The 20,453-nt window shown below is 69.9% G+C and carries 9 protein-coding genes, 1 tRNA gene and 2 rRNA genes; 5 read left to right on the plus strand and 7 right to left on the minus strand.

The window, feature by feature from the left end; genetic code table 11:
• The 3 genes from FBZ88_RS02635 to FBZ88_RS02645 form a co-directional block, all read left to right on the plus strand.
• Positions 1-99, plus strand: a 23S ribosomal RNA gene (locus FBZ88_RS02635); the annotation flags it as partial.
• 115 nt (positions 100-214) lie between these two features.
• Positions 215-330: ribosomal RNA gene (gene rrf, locus FBZ88_RS02640) — 5S ribosomal RNA — on the plus strand.
• 85 nt (positions 331-415) lie between these two features.
• Positions 416-492: transfer RNA gene (locus tag FBZ88_RS02645), tRNA-Met, on the plus strand.
• A gap of 81 nt (positions 493-573) precedes the next feature.
• Here FBZ88_RS02645 and FBZ88_RS02650 read toward each other — a convergent pair.
• The 7 genes from FBZ88_RS02650 to FBZ88_RS02680 all read right to left on the minus strand — a co-directional run bounded on the left by FBZ88_RS02650 (position 574) and on the right by FBZ88_RS02680 (position 13,085).
• Positions 574-1,200, minus strand: coding sequence for an ECF-type sigma factor (locus FBZ88_RS02650; RefSeq protein ID WP_145615318.1), 627 nt, complete (start codon positions 1,198-1,200; stop codon positions 574-576).
• Between the two features lie 148 nt (positions 1,201-1,348).
• Positions 1,349-2,386: a helix-turn-helix transcriptional regulator gene (locus tag FBZ88_RS02655; RefSeq protein WP_145615319.1), complete on the minus strand. Its 1,038-nt coding sequence runs from the start codon at positions 2,384-2,386 to the stop codon at positions 1,349-1,351.
• A gap of 122 nt (positions 2,387-2,508) precedes the next feature.
• A complete protein-coding gene (locus tag FBZ88_RS02660) occupies positions 2,509-5,379 on the minus strand; it encodes a serine/threonine-protein kinase (protein ID WP_186464169.1) in 2,871 nt (956 codons plus the stop codon).
• Positions 5,380-5,395: 16 nt separating this feature from the next.
• On the minus strand, positions 5,396-8,245 hold the full coding sequence (locus FBZ88_RS02665; RefSeq protein WP_145615321.1) for a serine/threonine-protein kinase: 2,850 nt from the start codon (positions 8,243-8,245) through the stop codon (positions 5,396-5,398).
• A 161-nt stretch (positions 8,246-8,406) separates the two neighbouring features.
• Complete coding sequence (locus FBZ88_RS02670) at positions 8,407-10,452, minus strand: alpha/beta hydrolase domain-containing protein (protein ID WP_145615322.1); 2,046 nt, start codon at positions 10,450-10,452, stop codon at positions 8,407-8,409.
• 57 nt (positions 10,453-10,509) lie between these two features.
• Positions 10,510-11,694 carry an AGE family epimerase/isomerase gene (locus FBZ88_RS02675; RefSeq protein ID WP_145615323.1) on the minus strand — a complete coding sequence of 395 codons (1,185 nt, stop codon included), beginning with the start codon at positions 11,692-11,694 and terminating at the stop codon, positions 10,510-10,512.
• Between the two features lie 164 nt (positions 11,695-11,858).
• Positions 11,859-13,085, minus strand: a complete 1,227-nt coding sequence (locus tag FBZ88_RS02680) for an ROK family transcriptional regulator (protein WP_145615324.1) — start codon at positions 13,083-13,085, stop codon at positions 11,859-11,861.
• 379 nt (positions 13,086-13,464) lie between these two features.
• On the opposite strand from FBZ88_RS02680, the gene FBZ88_RS02685 reads away from it, so the two are divergent.
• Both FBZ88_RS02685 and pbpC read left to right on the plus strand, forming a co-directional pair.
• Positions 13,465-18,330, plus strand: a complete 4,866-nt coding sequence (locus FBZ88_RS02685) for an alpha-2-macroglobulin family protein (protein ID WP_145615325.1) — start codon at positions 13,465-13,467, stop codon at positions 18,328-18,330.
• Entirely contained in the window at positions 18,327-20,432 is a 2,106-nt protein-coding gene (pbpC, locus tag FBZ88_RS02690) for a penicillin-binding protein 1C (protein WP_246138471.1), read from the plus strand. The genes FBZ88_RS02685 and pbpC overlap by 4 nt, the downstream gene beginning before the upstream one ends.
• Positions 20,433-20,453 lie beyond the last annotated feature (21 nt).

Below are 20,453 nucleotides of genomic sequence, written 5' to 3' on the forward strand. Positions count from 1 at the left end.
CTGAAGAGCCGTGCTAGACCAGCACGTCAATAGGTGGCATGTGGAAGCGCGGCAACGCGTGAAGCTAAGCCATACTAATCGCTCGTCCGGCTTGAAACACCGCCTCCCCCGCGCAGCGGCAAACCCATTGCCCAGGCGCATCCAGCAATACAGACAGAAGCACGGGTTACACGAGAGCAGCAAAGCCCAACCGCACATGTGTGCGCCTGATCGATCTGGTGGTCATAGCGGGGGTCAATACACCCGATCCCATCCCGAACTCGGCCGTGAAAACCCCCAGCGCCAATGGTACTGCGTCTTAAGACGTGGGAGAGTAGGTCGCCGCCAGGTCCATCAGTCGCACATATCGCGCCCAAGCCCAGCCACAGCTCAACAGACCCTCATCGCAATGCCCGCCACTCCCAGAACGCATTCCCGCGGGGTGGAGCAGCCCGGTAGCTCGTCAGGCTCATAACCTGAAGGCCGCAGGTTCAAATCCTGCCCCCGCAACCAAACACAAACCCCCGCCCGCGTAAGCCGGCGGGGGGTTTGCTTTTGGGGCCGCGGTCCGGCCGGGAAGCCGGCCGGCGGCGCTCAGGCCGGTTCCAGCCGGGCCTTGTCGCCATCGCCGGCGCCCCCTTCGGCATCCATGGACCCTTCGGCATCCACGGACAGGGTGTGCAGCAGCCACGCGCGGGCTTTGATCCAGTCGCGGCGCACGGTGCGGTCGGTGATGCCCAGAGCCTGGGCGGTTTCCAGTTCGCTATAGCCGGCGAAGAAGCGGCATTCCACCACCCGTGCCAGGCGCAGGTTCAGGACGGCCAGACGGCCCAGGGCGTCGTTCACCTCCAGGATGCGGGCGTCACTCTCGGCAGACCCGTGCGCCAGCAGGTCATCGTCCAGGGGCAGGGCGGCGGCCCCGCCGCCCCGCTTGGCGGCCAGACGGTCACGGGCGCGGTTCACCAGGACATGGCGCATGGCCAGGGCCGAGGCGCGCAGGAAGTGGCTATGGTCGTTAAAGCCGGCGGTCCCGCGCAGCTTCAGATAGGCCTCATGGATCAAGGCTGTGGTCTGCAGGGTGTCGCTGGCCGGCAGGCGCCGCCGTTCCCGTCGCGCCAAGCGGTGCAGGTCCTCATAGAACAGCGGCAGCAGGGCGTCGGCTGTGCGGACGACTTCGGGATCATCGCTGGGGACGATCAAATCCTGGAGGGTGTCGGACATGGAGCGGCCAGGGGTGGCGGGGTATGGAATGCGGCGGATAGACACCGCAGAACTAGCATAGCCACACTCTACCGCGGTGCACCAACATCCGCGCCCCTTCCGATGGCAGACCCCCGTTTGGTCAAGCCGGCCCCATGATCCCCCTGTTCTACCGAAGACCCCGCCGCCACGCCCCCGGCGGCTTGCCGACATGCTGGGTGAAGACACGGGTGAGGTGGGACTGGTCGCTGAAGCCGCACACCATGGCGATCTCCACCAGGGGCATGGCGGATTCCGCCAGCAGGCGCTTGGCATGTTCCAACCGGCAGGCCGTCAACCAGCGATGCGGCGTTTCCCCCACCGACTGGCGGAAAGCCTGCAGGAAATAGCCGGGGGACAGGCCCAGCCCCATCGCGATTTCCCGCAAGGACCGCCCATCCTGAACGGAGGCCAGCAGCATCTCCTTGGCCAACCGTTCCTGGCGCGGACTGAGGCCGCCCCGCGCGCGGACCTGGTGCTCCAGTCCGCCATAACGCTGGGCGATGTGGGTGCAGAGCGCCAGGATGACGTGTTCCACGAAGAATGCCCCGCCGGCGCCCTTCTTGAGGGCGGGCAACAGACAGGCACCCAGGCGCAAGGCATCCTCGTCCACCTTGCCGCCCGGGCAGGCCAGGGTGGAGATCAGCCGGGCGTCATAACGCCGGGACAGCTCATTCAGCGCCGCGCGGGGCACGCAGATTGCCAGCATGTCGAAAGCGGTGGTCATCAGCCAGCGCGGCTGCTGTTCCAGGTGGACGATGGAAACGCCGCCGGTGGCATAGGCGCCGACGGACGCCTCCCGTCCCTCCCGCCAGGCGCGATGGTGGGGCAGGGGGGCCAGTTGCAGCAGGACGAGGAAGGTGTCCTCCGGATCGAAGGGCAGGGTGGGACGGTGATCGTCAGACGGCGAGTGCAGACGCGTGATGCTGAGGCTGGCGTCTGCATGACGGCAATCCACCGACAGACGGGGGCCCGCCGGCAGATGAAAGCGCCGTGCCAGCTGGGCGACCTGGCCGCTGGTCTTACGGCCCCCAAGGCCAGCGCTATCACTGACAGAGGGGACCACGGCATCGTTGGCGCCCCCATCGGCGCTATCGTTGGCGGGAAAAGCGCGAGGCAAGCTCAAGGCGGCCGCTGGATAGTCGGCCTGAAGGGCGGGATACGACATGTCCGGGACTTCCTTCCAGATGGCGCCGAGGTTTCTTTGCTGGGCACTCTGTTCGGCGGGTGAACACACCCGAAGGAAAACCCGGTGGCCGGATCAAACCGGACAGGGGGCATATAAATTTTTTAATGCGCCTGGTTTTTCTCCTCGGCAGCGGCCACCGCATCGCGGGCCTGGCGGATGAGCGGGCTCTCCGGCGCGTCGGTGCGTTGGGCGTCGGCCAGCGCCGTGGCCGCGTCGTGCACGGCGCCCTCCCGGTTGCCTGCAGCCAGGCGCACCGCGCTGCGGGTCAGCAACAAGGTGGTGTGGATGCGGACGTCGTGTGCGGCGCGCAGGCCGTCATAAGCAGCCTGGGCGTGTTCGATGGCAGCCTCCGCTTCCGCCACATTTCCTTGGCTCAGCATCAGTCGCGCCCGTCCGGTCCAGGCCAGGGTCGGCGTGATGGACGTGAGGCGCAGCCGCGCCTCATCACGGATCGCATCGTCGAACACCTGCGCCGCTTCCCCCATGTTCCCGTGGGAGAGCAGGTACCATCCCCACTGGCCGCGCAGGTCCTGCGTGTCCTGGCCATTGGGTTCCTTGGCCATGTTCTCCGCCAGCAGCTGGGACAGCAGGACGCGCGCATCGTCCCGGCCCAGCTGGGCGCTGGCCAACGCCAGCGCCAATCTCAACCGCCGCATGTCGCGCGGATCATCGGGCTGGCTTTCAAAGATGGGCCGTAGCCGTTCCAGGATGGGTAGCGCGTCGGCCGCGCGGCCTTCCGCCGTCAGGCTGTTGGCGTACACCAGCTGGACCTGGGCGGCGGTGGTGCGGATGTGGGGTGAACCCGGCGTGGGGTCGTCGCGGATCTGCGCCAGCAGGGTGTCGTACAGCGCCAATGCCTCAGCGCGCCGGCCCAGCTTGTGCAATAACTTCGCGCGCTGGGCCAAGGCAAACCAGTAAGAGGGACCGACGCCGCCCGCCGCCAAGGCCAGGGGGCCAGCCCGCTCATAATTTCCTAGCGCCTCCCCGGTGCGTCCCAGACGCTCGAAAACGACGGCTTGGTTGACCAGGATGGGGGCGATTCCGACGCCGTCGGCCTCATCGGTCGCCAGCCGATGATCAAGGGCCTTCTGATACAGCGCCGCCGCCATGGCATAATCACCCGTCTGCATGCGCAGGATCGCCGCGTTCTGCAGGGCCCGGATATAGTCCGGGTCGTCTGGGGCATGCCGTTCATAAAGCGCAATCGCCTGGTCCAGCGCCTGCCGCCGGGCCAACTGGCTGTCGGGCCCGCTTTTCAGCAAGGCTGCCTGCGCCATCCACCACTGGGCGCGATAGGCTGTCTCGTCGCGGCCGGAGGTGCGCAGCACGGCGTCCAGGGTCGCCATGACCTGCCGCGCCTTGCCCATGTCGTAAGCGGTGATGGCACCCCAGACCTCGTCAAACAGGGAGTCGATGACGATGGGATGATCGTTGCCGTAGAGCTTGCGGCCCAGGTCGGTTCGTTGGGCGGCAATCCGGGTGGCGCTTTCGGCGTCGTCCAGGGACTGATAAAGCTGACGGGTGATGCCGTACAGCTCCAGGGCCAAGCCGGGGTCTTGCCCGAATTCTTGCTCTATTCGGCGCGCGCCCAGATCCACCAGCTTTTCCGCCGGCACGTCGCGTCGGCGCCGGTCGGTGGGGAAACCCGCGTCGGTGGCGCCGAACAGGCTGACGACGAAGGCCTTGATGGTCTCCGCCCGGGCCACGGCCTTTTGCGCACGCAGATACTGCCAGGTGACGCCGCCCAAGCCGCCCAGCACGGCCAGGGTCAGCAGCCCCGCGGCCATGAGGGGCAGGCGATGGCGCTTCATGAAGCGCCCCAGGACGTAGCGTCGCGAACCCGACCGGGCGGAGACCGGCAGGCCGTCGCGCATGCGCTCCACATCGCGCGCCAGGGCGTCGACGGTCCCGTAGCGCTGGGCCGGCTCCTTGCGCAAGGCCTTGGCGACGATGGCGTCCAGGTCCCCCACCAGCTTCCTCATCGGCACCGGCGGAGGGCCATCGGCTCGCGCTGCGAATTGCGACAAGGGCGGCGGCACCTCCTGCAAGGCGGCGCGGACGGCCAGCGCCAGGGGCATGCCTTCCAGCGTCCAGGGCCGCGCGCCCGCCAGCAACTCATAGAGCAGCATGCCCAGGGCGTAGGCGTCGGTGGCCGTGCTGACCGGGCCGCCCAGAAGCTGCTCCGGCGCGGCATACCCGGGGGTGAGGGGCGCCAGCAGGGTCTCGGGGTCGGCCCCCTGGCCGCTGACGATACGCTTGGCGATACCGAAATCCAGCAGCTTCACCTGTCCCTGGGGCGTCACCAGGACGTTGCCCGGCTTCAGGTCGCGGTGGACGATCAGGTTGCGGTGGGCGTAGGCCACCGCGTTGCAGACAGCCAGGAACAGGGTGAGGCGGCCGTCCAGCCCGATCCCACGATCTCGGCACCAGGCGGTGATGGACTGGCCCTCCACCAGTTCCATGACCATGTAGGGCTGGCCGTCATGCAGCCCGCCATCCAGGATGCGGGTGATGGCCGGGTGCTCCAGGGTGGCGAGGATCTGCCGCTCTGCCTGGAAGCGGTCGACATGGTCGATGGCCTCCCGCCGGATAAGCTTCAGGGCCACCTGTTGCTCGAAGTGTCCGTCGGCGCGTTCCGCGCGATAGACCTCACCCATGCCGCCCCGGCCGATGACGCCGATGATGCGGTAGGCGCCGACCCGCTGGCCCGGCGCCAGGCTGGCGAAGGGGGCAGCCGGGGCATTCCCGGGTGGGTCGAGGGGCCCCGGATCCTGAAGCGCGGGCCGGTCCAGCCAGGTGTCCTCGCGGGCCATCTGGTCCAGCAGTCGCCGCAACTTGGCCAGCAGCCCAGCGTCGCCCCCGGCCAGATGCAGCAGGGCCATTGGTTGCTCGGTGGCGGGGAGGTCCAGCAGATGGTCCAGCGCCGCCTCCATGCGCCCCCAGTCCTGGGTCGCATTCGTTGTCATGGTCATAGGCATTCGCTTTCCCTCACGCCCCGGCCGCGGCCACGGCGTCGCGCGCCTGGCGGATGACGGGGCTGCCCACCGCGTCGGTCCGCTGGGCGTCTGCCAGCGCCAGGGCCGCGTCCTGCCCGGCTCCCGTCCTGTCGCCGGCGGCCAGACGCACCGCGCTGCGGGTCAGCAGCAGGGTGGTGTGGATACGCACGTCGTGCAGGGCGCGGAGTTGCTGGTATACGGCGAACGCCCGGTCTACCGCGACCTTCGCCGCCGCCACGTTTCCCGAGGCCAACGCCAGCCGGGCCTGGCCGGCCCAGGCCAGCGTTGGCGCGATGGAGACCGTGGCCATCGGGCCCGCTTCGGCCACGATCCCGTCGAAAACCCCAGCGGCGCCGGGATCACCCTGGTCCATCAGGAACCAGCCCCACCGGCCGCGCAAATCCTGCGCCTCCGGATTGGCGGGGGTGGCGGCGTAGGCCTCGAGGGCCTTCTGGAACTCGCCCCGTGCCTGGTCGGGCCGGCCTAGTTGATCGTAGGCCTGCCCCAGCAAGGCATGGACCCGCCGCGCCGTGGCGCCCAGGCCGCCGGCCGTCATCAGGCGCGCTTCGAACTCTTCCAGAAAGGGAAGGGCCTCGGCCGCCGCACCTTCGACGATGAAGCGTTCGGCATGGATGAGCCGGGCGATGTTGGAATAGTCCGCCGGCGACGGCGGGTTGCTGGGCAACACCTCCAGCATCTTGGCGAATTGCGCCATGGCCTCGGCCCGCGACCCCCGCAGCTCCAGCATCCGGGCCAGCTGCGCGAGACTCATCCAATAGGGCGCGGAGACGCCCTGGGATTCCAGGGCCAGGGCCGACACCCTTTCCAGGTTCTTGCGCGCGTCATCGAGACGCCCGGTGCGCTGCAACACACTGACTTGGTTATAGAGCAAGGTGATCAGGGTGTCGTTGTCTTGCTCGGCGGCCGGCAGGGCATTGAAATGGTCCAGGGCTTGCTGGAACAGGGCAGCGGACTTTTCGAAATTCCCGACCTGTGCCTGCGCCAGTCCCGCCGCCTGCAACGCCGTCACATGGAACAAATGGTCGGGCGCGTAGCGTTCGAAGGATTTCAGTGTCTCATCCAGGGCGGCCAGGTGCGCGGCGCTGCCGGCTTCCTGCTTGGACAACATCTGCGCCTTGTTCAGCCACCAGCGCGGGCGGATGCCCTCCGCACTCTTGCCTGCGGCGCGGAGCAGGACGTCCGTCTTGTCCAAAAGCCGTTGCGCTGCGGCCAGGTCGCCGGCTCGCCACGCATCCGCGCATTGGGCCAGCATGGCGTCGATGACGATGGGGGTCGCCTCCCCATATGCCTCGCGGGCCGCGGCGACCTTTTTCTCGATGATTTGCGCCGCCCGGTCGCGGTCGTCCAAGGCCTCGTAGAGCTGGGCCGTCAACGTGTACAATTCGATTTCCAGTTCCGGGTTTCCTGAGAACTCGCGACCGATGCGGTCGGCGCCCAGATCCAGCAGCTTTTCCGCCGTCACGTCGCGGCGGTTCTTGTCCTTGGGGAAGCCGGGATCGCGGCCGCTGTACAGGCTCAGCACGAAATTCTTGATGGTTTCGGCGCGATTGGCCTGCTGTTGCGCCCGCAAATATTGCCAAGTGACGCCGCCCAGGCCCCCCAGGATGGCCAGGGTGAGCAGGCCGGCCGCCGCGATGGGCAGCCGGTGGCGCTTGACGAAGCGGCCCATGACATACAACCGGGATCCCGCGCGCGCGGAGACCGGCCGCCCCTGGCGCATGCGCTGGACATCGCGGGTCAGGTCATCGACGGTCTGGTAACGCTGGCTGGGCTCCTTGCGCAGGGCCTTGGCGACGATGGCGTCCAGGTCGCCCGTCAGGTCCTTCACGGGGATCGGCGGGGCGCCATCGGACCGCGCGGCGAACTGGGACAGGGGCGGCGGCACCTCCTGCAAGGCGGCGCGGACGGCCAGCGCCAGGGGCATGCCTTCCAGCGTCCAGGGCCGCGCGCCCGCCAGCAATTCGTAAAGCAGCATGCCCAGGGCGTAGGCGTCGGTGGCCGTGCTGACCGGGCCGCCCAGAAGCTGCTCCGGCGCGGCATAGCCGGGGGTGAGGGGCGCCAGCAGGGTCTCGGGGTCGCCTTCCTCGCCGCTGACGATGCGCTTGGCGATACCGAAATCCAGCAGCTTCACCTGTCCCTGGGGCGTCACCAGGACGTTGCCCGGCTTCAGGTCGCGGTGGACGATCAGGTTGCGGTGGGCGTAGGCCACCGCGTTGCAGACAGCCAGGAACAGGGTGAGGCGGCCGTCCAGCCCGATCCCGCGATCGCGGCACCAGGCGGTGATGGGCTGGCCCTCCACCAATTCCATGACCATGTAGGGCTGGCCGTCATGCAGCCCGCCGTCCAGGATGCGGGTGATGGCCGGGTGGTCCAGGCGCGCGAGGATCTGCCGTTCCGCCTGGAAACGGTCGATGTGCTCAACCGCCTCGCGGCGGATGAGCTTCAGGGCAACCTGCTGCTCGAAGTGACCGTCGGCGCGTTCCGCGCGATAGACCTCACCCATGCCACCCCGGCCGATGGGCGCGATCACCCGATAGGCGCCGACACGCTGGCCCGGCGCCAGCCCGTTGAAGGAGGGCCCGTTGAAGGGGGACGGCGCAGTGCCGTCGACAGGGCCAAGGGCGGCCGGGCTAAGGGAGGCCGGCCGGTCCAGCCACGTTTCGTCCCGCCCCGCCTGCGCCAGCAGGGTGCGCAATTCAGCCAGGACGATGGCGTCATCGCCGGCCAGACGCAACAGGGCGGCCGAGCGGCTGCTTGTGGGCAAATCCAGCAGCTGGTCCAGCGCCGCCTCGATGTGGGGCCAATTGGTCTTGGCGGTCATCGACGTGGATATCCCTTCCCGGTGAACGGCGGCAACTTCCCACCATATCCGGGTAGGAATATTGGAATCCCTAGATTATTCCGGGAATGAGCGTTGCGCCCGGCGAAGCGATTTTTCTCACCCATCGCTTCCCTGGGCACTCATGTCGCGCCCAAGTGGGCTCAGCTGGGAAAGAGATAGCCGCAGTCGGTATCGGCCGGATCGTGGGCCATGATGCGGTCATACAGCGCGCCCTGGTCGGCCAGCAGGCTGTCCGCCTCTTCCGCCAGCACCCAGCCGGCGGCGACCTCGCGGGCGATCGCGGCCTTCGCCTTGTCCAGGAAATCCTGGCGGGTGGGATAGCGGGCGGCCAGCGACGGCCGGGGATCGTGGGCCGCCGCCCGCTCCGCCTCCGTGCGGGCGAAGGGCACGAAGGACCCGTCGAAGCGGCCCTGGTAGGCGCCGAAGCCGGTCTCCGGCGCCCGCAGGTTCCAGCCGGTGTGCGTGCCCAGCGGCACCTCCAACTCCACTTGCCGGATGCCGCCCCGATCGTTGCCGTCGGCGTCAGGCGCGGGCACGCGGGTGGGGAAGGGCTGGCCCCGCACCGGGGGCACGGTGTCGGCGATGCCCTGCGCATAGCGCGGACCGAAATCCAGGCGCGGCGGCATCAGCGGGCTGAGCGGTGGGGTGAGGCCGGGCACCTTGGCGAAGGCGGCCTTGTAGGCATCGGTGCTGATCAGGGTGCCGTCCGCCAGCCTGGGCACGGCGCTGTCCGGCGGCGGCGCCTTGCCCTGCACCCAGTTATCCAGCGCCACCACCAGCGCGCGCTCCACCGGATAATGGTTGGTGGTGTTGACGCAGGCGGTGTAGGGCCAGCGCTCGTGGCTGCGGCCGACATAGTGCTGCGATCCCGCCAGCATGTAGATGCGGGCGGAGGGGTCGATGGCGGCGTCCGCCGCGCCGTCCGGCGTGATGTGCAGCAGGGAGGCGGAGCGGTTCCAGTACTCCGCCGAGGTGTTGGCGAAGATCATCTTGGGCAGTGGCCCCGCCGCCCGCGCGCCATCCAGCAGGGACCCGGTCTGTTTCGTTACCGGGTCGGTGGAGGGTGTGGTGGTGAAGGGGAAGGCGTCGGAGAAGTAGATCTGCTCCACCAGCGGGCTGAAGTGGCGGGTGGCCATGCCGAAGCGCTGGTTGAAGGCGCCCTTGCCGGCGCCGGGCACCTGGGCATAGGCGCCGTCGAAGGCTGGGCGGCCTTCCTCATCCCGGTTCCAGCCATTGTAAAGCATGGTGTCGATGACGCGCCCGGACTGCGAAATGCCGAAGATCAGGGCGCGGTCCAGCGGCTGCTGCCCGGCGAAGGGCTGGGTCTTGAAGAAGGACAGCAGGTCGCGGATGCCGGCCAGGCCCACGCCCACCACGTAGGGATCACGGGAGGGGACGACCACCTCATAGATTTTGCCGGTCTGGAAGCCGCCCTTCATGCGCACCTCCACCGGCAGGCCGCCGTCGGGGTTTTCCACGAAGGTCCAGGCGTTGCGCGCGATGGGACGGCGGGGGGCGTCCGGGGCGTCCCGCTCGGTCAGCACGGCGTCGGGGGCGCCTTCGGTCGCGAAGGGGTAGGGGACGCCCTTCATGCCGACGTAAGCTGCGGTCTCGGCCGGCTTATCGACGATGAACTCATAGGCCGCCTTGCCCAGGATGGGCTTGCCGTCCCTTTCCCGGGCCACCGGCGGCTTCAGGATGAAGGGCTTGTCGCCTGGCCCGCCCCTTTGAACGTCCCAAGTCCAGGCGGACCACAGCAGGGTATAGCCGCGCTTGAAGAAAAAGCCGTTGCCGGTGTCGGCCAGGGTGGTGGGATCGTTGTGCGCCGGACCGTGACCATTGACCTGACCCAGGGCCGCGATGCCGCCCCGGTTGTTGACGTCATAGAACAGGGCGCCGTTGCGGCCGGCCGCGTTGGTGGGACGCAGCATCAGGAAGTCGGTGGCGAAGACGACATGGCCATGACCGTCCTTGGGCGCCAGGCCCAGGTCGGTGATGCGCGCGTTGGCCGGCAGGGCGGGGTCCAGCGCGATCCAGGCCGTGCCCCGGATCTTTTCATAGGGGCCCACGGTGCCGAAGGGGACGCCGTCGGCCAGCACCGTGTGCTCCGTGACCTCCACCCGCTCCACCGCCGCCAGGGCGGGCGTGGCCGTCAGCAGCCCCACCAGGACGATCAAATGCCGCATTGTCACTGCCCCTGTTTATTGCTTGTGCGGCGAGGCTAATGCGGCGCCAGGCCGGGATCAACCGGGATGGCCTGCCGTGCCCAGGGCCCGGTCCAGTTCCTGGATGGCGCAGACGATGTGGTAGAAGCTGCTGGCCGGGGCGGCCTCTTCGACGAAGAGGCCGTCCGGGTTCAGGCGGTCGCGCCACAGGCCCTTCACCGGCGTGTCGAAGTATTTCATCAGGCCGCGTCCGCCGTTGGCGGCCATGGTCCAGTAGGTGTCGCTGCGGTCGGCGTCGTCGCGGGTGGCAAGCGCCGCCAGCACGGCGCACTTGATGCGTTCCGTCTGCGGCCACAGGCGGGCGACGGGGTCGTGGGGGGTCAGGTCGTCCAGCAGGGCGTTCATGGCCACGCCGCGCGCCGGGTCCACGCCTGGTCCTTCGCCCACCGCGATCATGCGCCAGGCGGCGTCGGCGGCCGCCTTGCTGCCGGTCAGGGAGGCCCAGCGCAGCATCAACCATGACCATTCGAACTGGTGTCCCGGCTCGACGATGCGGCCGGGGGTGCCGGCCTGGGGCCGCCAGTCGCCGTCGAAGAATTCCTTCAGCCCGCCCATGTCGTCGTCGATGAAACGGGTGAGCGCCAGGCCCACGATCTCTTCCGCCAGGTCGCGCCAGCCGCCGTCGCCGCCCTGCTCCATCCAGGCCAGCGACGCCTCCAGCATGTGCATGTGCGGGTTGGACAGCAGAGGCAGGGTGCGGGGATGGCTCTCCTCGAACCCGCCCTGGGCGTGGTGCAGGGTGTCCAGCAGCCGCTGGCGCAAGGCCACGGCCATCTCCTCCGCCCTGCGGTTCTCCGGCGTGGCGCTCTGCGCGGCGGCCAGCGCGAACAGGGCGAAGGCCTGGTCGTACAGCACCACGGTGTCGTCCAGGGCGGTGCCGTCCGGCGCCACCTTGGTGCGGAACAGGCCGTCGGGCCGGCGGTAATGGTTCAGGAAGAAGGTCAGGCCGTGCTCCGCCGCCTCGCGGACCGGGCCGTTCCAGCCGGACTTGGCGGCGACGGAATAGGAATAGACCTGGCGGGCCTGCACCCGGGCGCGGCGGGCGTCGTTGGTCGGCTTGCCGTCCAGCCCCAGCTTCTCATGGAAGCCGCCGTTCACCCGGTCCGCCCCCGCCTCCCACCACAGGGGATAGGCTTGCTCCACCAGCCAGGCCTTAAGCTGGCCCCGCACGGCGGCGGCGTCGAGGAGAGCTGCTGATGGCATGCGAACACCCTTTGGTATGCGTCCCTTTTATGTTCTTCCGGCGTTGTCTCGCACGCGGCAATCGATACGGCCGGCCAGTGAGGGGGGACCATAAAACGAGGCGGGAAAAATTAAAATTGAAATATTAATCTTTAGATTGCCGAGAATTGCCCCTCGAGGGCCCATCAGGCGGCGGCCGTTTTCATCAGGGCGGTGCGCGACGGCAGCAGGCGGTCATTGAAGGGCAGGATGGCGGCCCCCACCGCCGGCGCGTCCATGGCGGTGGCGGCCCGGTGGACCGGGGCGATGACGGGAATGGTGCCGGCATGGGCCTGCAGCCGCTCGGTGATCAACTGGGCCAGGCGGTCCAGCTGGGTGGTCGGCAGGCGCCCACCCAGGAAGACGGCTTCCGGGTTCACCAGGCAGCTGACGGCGATGATGGGCACGGTCAGCAGTTCCGCCGCCAGGTCCAGCCACTGTGCGACCAGGGCCTGGCCGGTGGCGTCCAGGCCGGCCAACTCGTCCGGCTGGCACAGCGGGTAGCCGTTGGCCTTGAGGAAGCCGAACAAGGCCGACAGCGACACCGCTTCCTGCAAGGAGGTCGCCGGCGTGCGGGGGGACGAGACGGGTAGGAAGCCGATCTCACCGCTGCGGCCCTGGGCACCGCGGAAATACTGCCCATCGATGACCATGCCGCCACCCAGGCCCCGGCTGATCAGGATGTAGAAGAAGCTGGGATCGTGCAGGCCGTGACCGAACTGCAACTCACCCAGGGCCGCCGCCGCCGCGTCGTTCTCCAGAAACACCGGCAGGGGCAGGATGGCGGAGAACAGCCGTGCGACGTTGACGGTGTTCCAGGCCTCATAGCTGGCGGGGCGGTTGGGCAGGTTCACCCGCCCCAGGTCGTCGGGCATGGCGACCCCGATGCCGACGATGCGGTCCTGCGGGAAGGTGCCACCGGCCTGCAAGGCGTCCACCTGTTTCTTGAAAAAGGCGGCCACGGTGTCGGGCAGGGGAAAGTCCACGTCCAGGGTGGCGCGATGGCGCACCTGACCCAGAAGGTCCAGCACAAGCACGGTGACATGGTCGCGGTCGATATTGACGCCGATGGAGTAGCAGCCGTCCGGATTGATGGCCAGGCGCATGGCCGGCTGGCCGCGCGCGCCGTGCAGGCGCCCCACTTCCATGATCAGGCCGTCGTTCAGCAGGCGCTTGGTGATGTTGGCGATGGCTGGCGCCGTCAGGCCGGTGATGGTGGCCAGCTCCGCCCGGGTGATGGGGCCGCTGACGCGGATGGCCTGCAGCATGACCCGCTGGTTGTGGTCCCCCGCCCGCTCCAGGTTCGTGCCCGACAGGCTGGCGCCCAGCGATGGGTGCAAGTCGGCGGTGCGGGGGGGCACAGACGCGGGCATCCGGGCAATTCCTTATTTAAATTTACAAAGTTTATGGGGCGGGATGGTGGTGCATCGTCCTTCTGGACACAATGCGCATTTTCAAGGATCCCCAAAACCGGGGACGGTCGCCGCGACTCCGCCCAGGGTCCAGAGCCGTGGCGGGAGGGCGCTTCCGCCCACTTTGCCCGTCCAAACCCGCTTTTGGACCCCATGAGGCGGCTTACACGCGCCGAGGGTGGGGGCCTGTGACATGGCAAGCTGGCTGCGCGTCATAACCCTGATGGCGATGAACGCTATGATTGCCGATCCGCCTTGACGCCGCCACAAAGCCGCCGCAACGATCGAGCGGCGCGGCACTTCCGCCGTCCGCATCCTCCCTCATATCCCGGGGTCTCGCATGAGACGCTGTGCCGCGTTCGTCGCCCGCCTGGTCACCGCCGCCCTGGCCCTGGCCACCCCCCTCATGTGCGCGCCGGCACTGGCCGCCGGGCCCTTGGCGCCCTCGGGCAACTTGGCGCAAAGCGACACCGACGCCACCGGCGCCTGCGTCTGGTTCAATGGCGCGCTGGCCGAGAACCATGGCGACCTGTCCGGCTTCGTGGCGGTGGAGCCGGCGGGGGACGTGGCCGTCACCGCCAATGACCGCCAGCTGTGCGTCAGCGGGCTGGAGCCGGGCAAGGCCTACACTGTCACCGTCCGTGCCGGCCTGCCCGCCGCCGACGGCAACACCCTGCCCAGGAACCTCACCTTCCACCTGACGATGCATGACCTGCCGGGCAGCGTGCGTATCGCCGGCACGGGTTACGTCCTGCCGCGCGTGGGCAACGCCGGCGTTGCCGTGGAGACCGTCAACATCGCCCGGGTGACGCTGGGCCTCTATCGCGCGCCGGAGACGGCGCTGGCCAACCTGTCCCTGAACCAGGACCCGACGGGCTGGAGCGTGGAAAGCCTGGTGAACGACAAGGTGCGACCCGTCTGGACCGGCACCATGGAAACCAAGGGCGCGCAGAATAAGCGGACCATCACCAACTTCCCCCTGGACCAGGTGCTGAAGGACCGCCAGCCCGGCGCCTATCTGCTGGTGGTCGAGGATGAAAAGCTGGCGAAGGATCGCGACAGCGCGACCTATGACCAGCGTGAGGCCCGCACCGCCGCCCGCTGGCTGGTTGAGACGGACATGGCGCTGACGGCGTTGACCGGGGGTGACGGCCTGACGGTCGTCGCCCGTTCCCTGGCCAAGGCCACGCCGCTGGCTGGCGTCCGGGTGGTGTTGCTGGCGCACGATTCCGGTACCTTGGGCGAGGCCAAGACCGACGGCGACGGCATCGCCCGCTTCCCCATCGGGCTGCTGCGGGGCAAGGGCGGGGCGCGCCCGGCACTGGTGGAGGCCTTCGCCGGTGGCCCCTCGCTGATCCCCTTCGCCAGCACGCCGGCCGACTTCGCGGCCCTGTCGCTGGAGCGGGCCGCTTTCGACTTCAGCGCCCGGGGGGCCGACGGCCGTCCGGACCCCGGCCCGTTGGACGCCTATGTCTATACCGAGCGCGGCGTTTATCGGCCGGGCGAGACCGTGCACGCCGCCTTCGTGCTGCGCGACGCCCAGATCCGCACCGCCGCCGTGGACATGGTGGCCGCCGTGGTCCGCCGCAGTGACGGGGTGGAGGCCGCCCACCTGACGGCCAAGTTGAGCAGCGGCGCCGGCACGGTCGACATTCCCATCAGCGCCGCCGCCCCGCGCGGCGAATGGACCATCAACCTGTACGTCGCCGGCGGCGACGCGGTGGTGGGCAGCGGGACCTTCGACGTGCAGGATTTCGTGCCGGAGCGGCTGAAGGTCGCCATCGGCAAGCCCGCGACCCCGGCGCTGGCGGCGGGCCAGCCGGCCACGATGCCGGTGGAGGCGCGCTTCCTCTATGGCGCCGCCGCCGGCGATCTGCCGGTGGGGGGCGAGGTGCGGCTGGAACGCGACCCCAAGCCTTTCGCCAAATGGTCCGACTTCGCCTTCGGCCGCGACGATGACAAGTTCGAGCCGCAGACGGCCCCGGCGGTCGACACCCACACCGACGGCGCCGGCAAGGCGGCGGTGGAATTCCCGGTGCCGGAGGCCGGGACCGCCACGGCACCCCTGCACGCCGTCATCACCGCCGCGGTGGTGGAGCCGGGCGGGCGGGTGACGCGCGACCAGACGGCCCTGCCGGTCACCTATCGCGCCGGCTTCGTGGGCATCCGGCCCCTGTTCGCCAACCACCGGGTGCGGGAAGGGGGCAGCGCCGACTTCGAGATCCTGGCGGTGGACGCCGCCGGCGTGCCGCAGGCGGCCAAGGGCGTGCGCTATGTCCTGGCCCAGGCCGACCGCCACTACACCTGGTATCGCAGCGGCTTCCAGTGGTCGTACAAGACCAGCGTGCAGTACCGCACGGTGGCCAACGGCACGCTGGACCTGGACGGCGCCAAGCCCGCGCGCATCAGCCAGCGCCTGGAGTGGGGCGAATATCGCCTGCTGGTGGAGAATCCGGCCACCGGCGCCGTCACCACCCAATCCTTCTACAGCGGCTGGTACATGGCGGGGGCCAGCACCGACGCGCCGGACGTGGTGCCCTCGGCCCTGGACAAGGCGGCCTACGCGGCGGGGGAGACGGCCCACCTGCGCATCGAGCCGCCCTTCGCCGGCCAGATGCAGGTGGCCATCGCCGGACAGGAGGTCCGCATCCTGGCCACGCGCGCCACGGGCGCTGAGCCGGTGACGGTGGACATTCCCGTGAAGGCAGAGTGGGGGGCGGGCGCCTACGCCCTCATCTCCTTCATCCGGCCGGCGGACAAGGATGTGGGCCACCAGCCGGTGCGGGCTGTGGGCCTGGCTTGGATTCCGGTGGATTCCGGGGCCAAGGCGCTGGCGGTCAGCATCGACGCGCCCAAGACCCTGCGTCCCCGGCAGAAGGTCGATGTGCAGGTGACGGCGGCGGGGGCCAAGGCCGGTGCCTACGTAACCGTGGCGGCGGTGGATGAAGGCATCCTGCAACTGACCCGTTTCCGCAGCCCCGACCCGCTGGCCCATTTCTTCGCCAAGCGCAAGCTGGGGGCGGAGATGCGCGATGATTACGGCCGCCTTCTGGAAAGCCAGGCGGGGCAGACCGGCGTGCTGCGCCAGGGTGGTGACGGCGGTTCTCCCGGGGGAGTGGGCCTGCCGGTGGTGCCCACCCGCACCGTGGCCCTGTTCTCGGGCCTGGTGGCGCTGGATGACAAAGGCCACGCCAAGGTCACGCTGGATATCCCCGACTTCAACGGCAGCCTGCGCCTGATGGCGGTGGCCCTGGACAAGGACCGCATGGGCATGGCCGAGGGCGCCATGACGGTGCGCGACCCCGTGGTGGCGGAGGTCATCCTGCCGCGCTTCCTGGCGCCCAACGACACCGCCGCCGGCACGCTGCTGTTGCACAACCTGGAAGGGGCGGCGGGCGACTACCGCGTCACCCTGACGGCGGACGGCGCCCTGAAGCTGGCGGGGGATGCGAAGCGCACCGTCACGCTGGCCTCCGGCCAGCGGGTGGTGCAGCCGGTGGCCCTGGCGGGCGGCCCGGCCGGCATCGGCGGCCTGACCCTGTCGGTTGAGGGGCCGGGCGGGGTGAGGCTGGAACGGTCCTGGCCCATCACCATCCGCCCGGCGGAGGCGCCCATCGTCATGGCCGAGCAGCGCCAGCAGGCCCCGGGCGAGGCCTACACCCTGCCGCCCAACCTGCTGGACCTGTTCCTGCCCGGCACGGGCAGCGTCGCCCTGTCCTATTCCAACCTGCCCGGCATCGACGTGCCCGGCCTGATGAAGGATCTGGACCTCTACCCCTATGGCTGCACCGAGCAGACGACCAGCCGTGCCCTGCCGCTGGTGGCCTTCCGCGACCTGGCGCGTCAGTTGGGCTTGGAAGGCAACGTCAAGGATCCGGACAACCGGGTGAACACGGCCATCGACCGGCTGCTGCAACGCCAGGACAGCACCGGTGAGTTCGGGCTGTGGTCCGCGGGCGACGGCCTGGGCGGACCCTGGCTGCAGATGTATGTGTTCGACTTCCTCACCCGCGCGCGGGCCGCCGGCTATTTCGTGCCGGACGTGGCCATGCAGTCCCTGGCCGACTGGGTGACGCAAGCGACCGACCGGGGCGTGGACGCGCGTGGGGCGGACGGCGAGGCGATGGTCTACGGCCAGTACCTGCTGGCCCGGGGCGGCCACGCCACCCCGGCCAACCTGCGCTATATCCACGATGTGACGGCGGAGCAGCTGTCCAACGGACCGCTGGCCTACGCCCAGTTGGGCGCCGCCCTGCTGGCGGCAGGTGACAAGGCGCGGGCGGAGGTGGCGTTCGAGCGGGCGCGCAAGCGCCTGGGCCAGGGCTCGCACGACTATTACAGCAGCCCGCTGCGCGACGCCGCCGCCACCCTGGCGGTGGCGGCCGAGGCGGGCAACGCCCCCCTTCAGGAGGCGGCGCTGCACCTGGCGCTGACGGGCCTGAAGGAGCCCTGGTATTACAACACCAATCAGAAAAGCTGGCTGCTGCTGGCCTCGCAGGCCATCCTGGCCAAGGGGCAGCCCATTTCCCTGACCACCACCGGCTATGCCAAGGCCGCCACCGGCCGCGCGCTCAGCTACAGCCCCACCCCGGCACAGCTGGCCGCCGGCTTCGGCGTCGTCAACAGCGGCACGGCCGCCGTCTGGCGCACCGTACAGATGCGCGGGGTGCCCAAGGAGAGCCCGGGCCCGGTGTCGGAGGGCATCAGCCTGACCAAGGAGGTCTACACCATGGATGGCAAGCCCGCCGGTACGGACCACGTCGCCCGCAACACGCGGCTGGTGGTGGTGCTGACCGGTGTGCTGCAGCAGCATGTGAAGCGCACCCTGGTGACGGTCGATCCCTTGCCGGCGGGGTGGGAGATCGAAAGCGTGCTGCGCCCGGCCAAGAAGGGCAGGAAGGCGCTGGACTGGCTGAAGAACCTCAGCCGCGCCGCCGTGGCGGAGGCGCGCGACGACCGCTTCGTCGGCGTGTTGGACGCCGGCCAGCCCTCCTGGATCTACCGGGACGAGGATGAGGACGAGGATGACGGCGGCGAGGCGGATGAGGATACCGGGCCCAGCCAGAACTTCCGCTTCGCTTATGTGGTGCGGGCGGTAACCCCGGGGCAGTTCGCCCTGCCGCCGGCCTCCACCCAGGATATGTACGACCCGGCGGCCATCGCCCGCACCGCGGCCGGCCGGACGGTGGTGGACGCCGTGCCGTGACGCCGGAGTGGCGTGCCCGATTGGTCCGCTGGGGCTTGGTCCGTTGGGGAAGGCGCCTGGGCGCCGGGCTGCTGGTGCTTGCCCTGCTGGTCGTGGCGCTGGACCGGCTGTTTCCGCCCGACCTGCGGCGCTGGCAGGAACGGTCCACCCTGGTGACGGACGAGGGCGGGGAGGTGCTGCGCGCCTTCATCACCGCGGACGGCGCTTGGCGGCTGCCCATGAGTGCCGCCGAGGCCAACCCCACCTATTTGGCGATGCTGCTGGCCTATGAGGACCATCGCTTCTATCACCATCCCGGTGTCGATCCGCTGGCCCTGGCGCGGGCGGCGGGCCAGGCCCTGCGCCATGGCCGCATCGTCTCCGGCGGGTCCACCCTCACCATGCAGGTGGCGCGCCTGCTGGAACCGCGCCCCCGAACCGTGGCGTCCAAGCTGGTGGAGATGGCCCGGGCCCTGCAGTTGGAGGCGCGCTATTCCAAGAGCGACATCCTGGGCATGTACCTGACCCTGGCGCCCTTCGGCGGCAATCTGGAAGGCGCGCGGGCGGCATCATTGGCCTATTTCGGCCGACCGCCGGCGGCGCTGACCCCCGGGCAGGCGGCTTTGCTGGTGACCCTGCCGCAATCGCCCACCAAGCGCCGGCCGGATCTGGCGCCGGCGGCGGCCCGGGCCGGGCGCGATGCCCTGCTGCGCCGCATGGCGGCCAAGGGTGTGCTGAGCCGGCAGGCGGCGCGCGAAGGCATGTCGGAGCCGCTGCCGACGGACCGCCGCCCGCTGCCCTTCCTCGCGCCTCACCTGGCCGATCGCCTCCGCCGCGCCGCGCCGCCGGGCAGCGTCATCGCCAGCACGCTGGACGCCGGCCTGCAGCGGCGGGTGGAGGCCACGGTGCGGGGGACCCAGGATACGCTGGAGCCGGCGGCGGAGGTGGCGGTTCTGGTGATGGAGATCAGCAGCCGCAAGGTGCGCGCCTATGTCGGCGGCAGCTTCACCGGCCCCTTCGGCCAGGTGGACATGGCGGCGGCGCCGCGCTCCCCGGGGTCGGCGCTGAAGCCCTTCCTTTACGGCCTGGGGTTCGAGGCGCTGCCCCTGCATCCCGAGACGCGCATCAATGACGTGCCCACCGTGTTCGGCGACTACGCGCCGCGCAATTTCGATGGCGGGTTCCACGGCCTGGTCACGGTGCGCGAAGCCCTGCAGCAGTCGCTGAACGTGCCGGCGGTGAAGGTGCTGGATCGGCTGGGGCCCGCCCGCTTCCTGGGCCGCCTGCGGGAGGTGGGCGCGCAGGTGGTGTTGCCCCGGCCGGACGCGGCCCCCGGCCTGCCCCTGGCGCTGGGTGGCCTGGGGCTCAGCCTGGCCGATCTGACCAATCTCTACGCCGACCTGGGGGATGGCGGCCAGGCCCGGCCGCTGCTGCTGACGCCGTCGGAGGCGCCGGGGACCAAACGGCCGGCCAAGCGGCTGATGGGCGCGGTGGCCGCCTGGTACGTGGCGGACATCCTGTCGGGCACGCCCCGGCCGGACGGGCGGGCGGCGGTGGGCGAGCGCTGGGTCGCCTACAAGACGGGCACGTCCTACGGATTCCGCGATGCTTGGGCGGTCGGCTTCACCCCGACCCATGTGGTGGGGGTGTGGGTGGGGCGGCCGGACGGCACGCCCCGGCCCGGTGCGGCCGGCCGCGACATGGCGGCCCCCCTGCTGTTCCGCCTGGTGGACCTGCTGCCCGACCGGGGCATGCCGCCCGAGCCGCCACCCGGGGTGCTGGAGGCCGGGCCCGGCCACGCCCTGCCGCCGGCCCTGGCCCTGTTCGACCGGGGGACGGCCGGGGGCAGCCTGGCCGCGGCCACCGCCCCGCTGCGCATCGCCTTCCCGCCGGATGGGGCGGAGGTCGAGCGCACGCCCGGCCGCGATGGCGCGCCCGTGCCGGTGCCGCTGGAGGCTCTGGGCGGTCGGCCACCGCTGCGCTGGCTGGTCAATGGCCTGCCGCTTCCGGACAGCGCGAGCGGGGAGGGGGCGGATTGGATTCCCGACGGCATCGGTTTCGCCGACATCGCCGTCATCGACGCCGCCGGCCAACGGGCCAAGGCGACGGTCCGGGTTCGCTGAGCGGCGCGGATGTGCGAGGCT

This window comes from Nitrospirillum bahiense (assembly GCF_007828025.1).
Lineage (GTDB): Bacteria > Pseudomonadota > Alphaproteobacteria > Azospirillales > Azospirillaceae > Nitrospirillum > Nitrospirillum amazonense.

Coding starts and splice junctions, on each gene's coding strand:
- FBZ88_RS02650 (WP_145615318.1), bottom strand. CDS start 1,200: ATGTCCGACACCCTCCAGGATTTGATCGTCCCCAGCGATGATCCCGAA.
- FBZ88_RS02655 (WP_145615319.1), bottom strand. CDS start 2,386: ATGTCGTATCCCGCCCTTCAGGCCGACTATCCAGCGGCCGCCTTGAGC.
- FBZ88_RS02660 (WP_186464169.1), bottom strand. CDS start 5,379: ATGACCATGACAACGAATGCGACCCAGGACTGGGGGCGCATGGAGGCG.
- FBZ88_RS02665 (WP_145615321.1), bottom strand. CDS start 8,245: ATGACCGCCAAGACCAATTGGCCCCACATCGAGGCGGCGCTGGACCAG.
- FBZ88_RS02670 (WP_145615322.1), bottom strand. CDS start 10,452: ATGCGGCATTTGATCGTCCTGGTGGGGCTGCTGACGGCCACGCCCGCC.
- FBZ88_RS02675 (WP_145615323.1), bottom strand. CDS start 11,694: ATGCCATCAGCAGCTCTCCTCGACGCCGCCGCCGTGCGGGGCCAGCTT.
- FBZ88_RS02680 (WP_145615324.1), bottom strand. CDS start 13,085: ATGCCCGCGTCTGTGCCCCCCCGCACCGCCGACTTGCACCCATCGCTG.
- FBZ88_RS02685 (WP_145615325.1), top strand. CDS start 13,465: ATGAGACGCTGTGCCGCGTTCGTCGCCCGCCTGGTCACCGCCGCCCTG.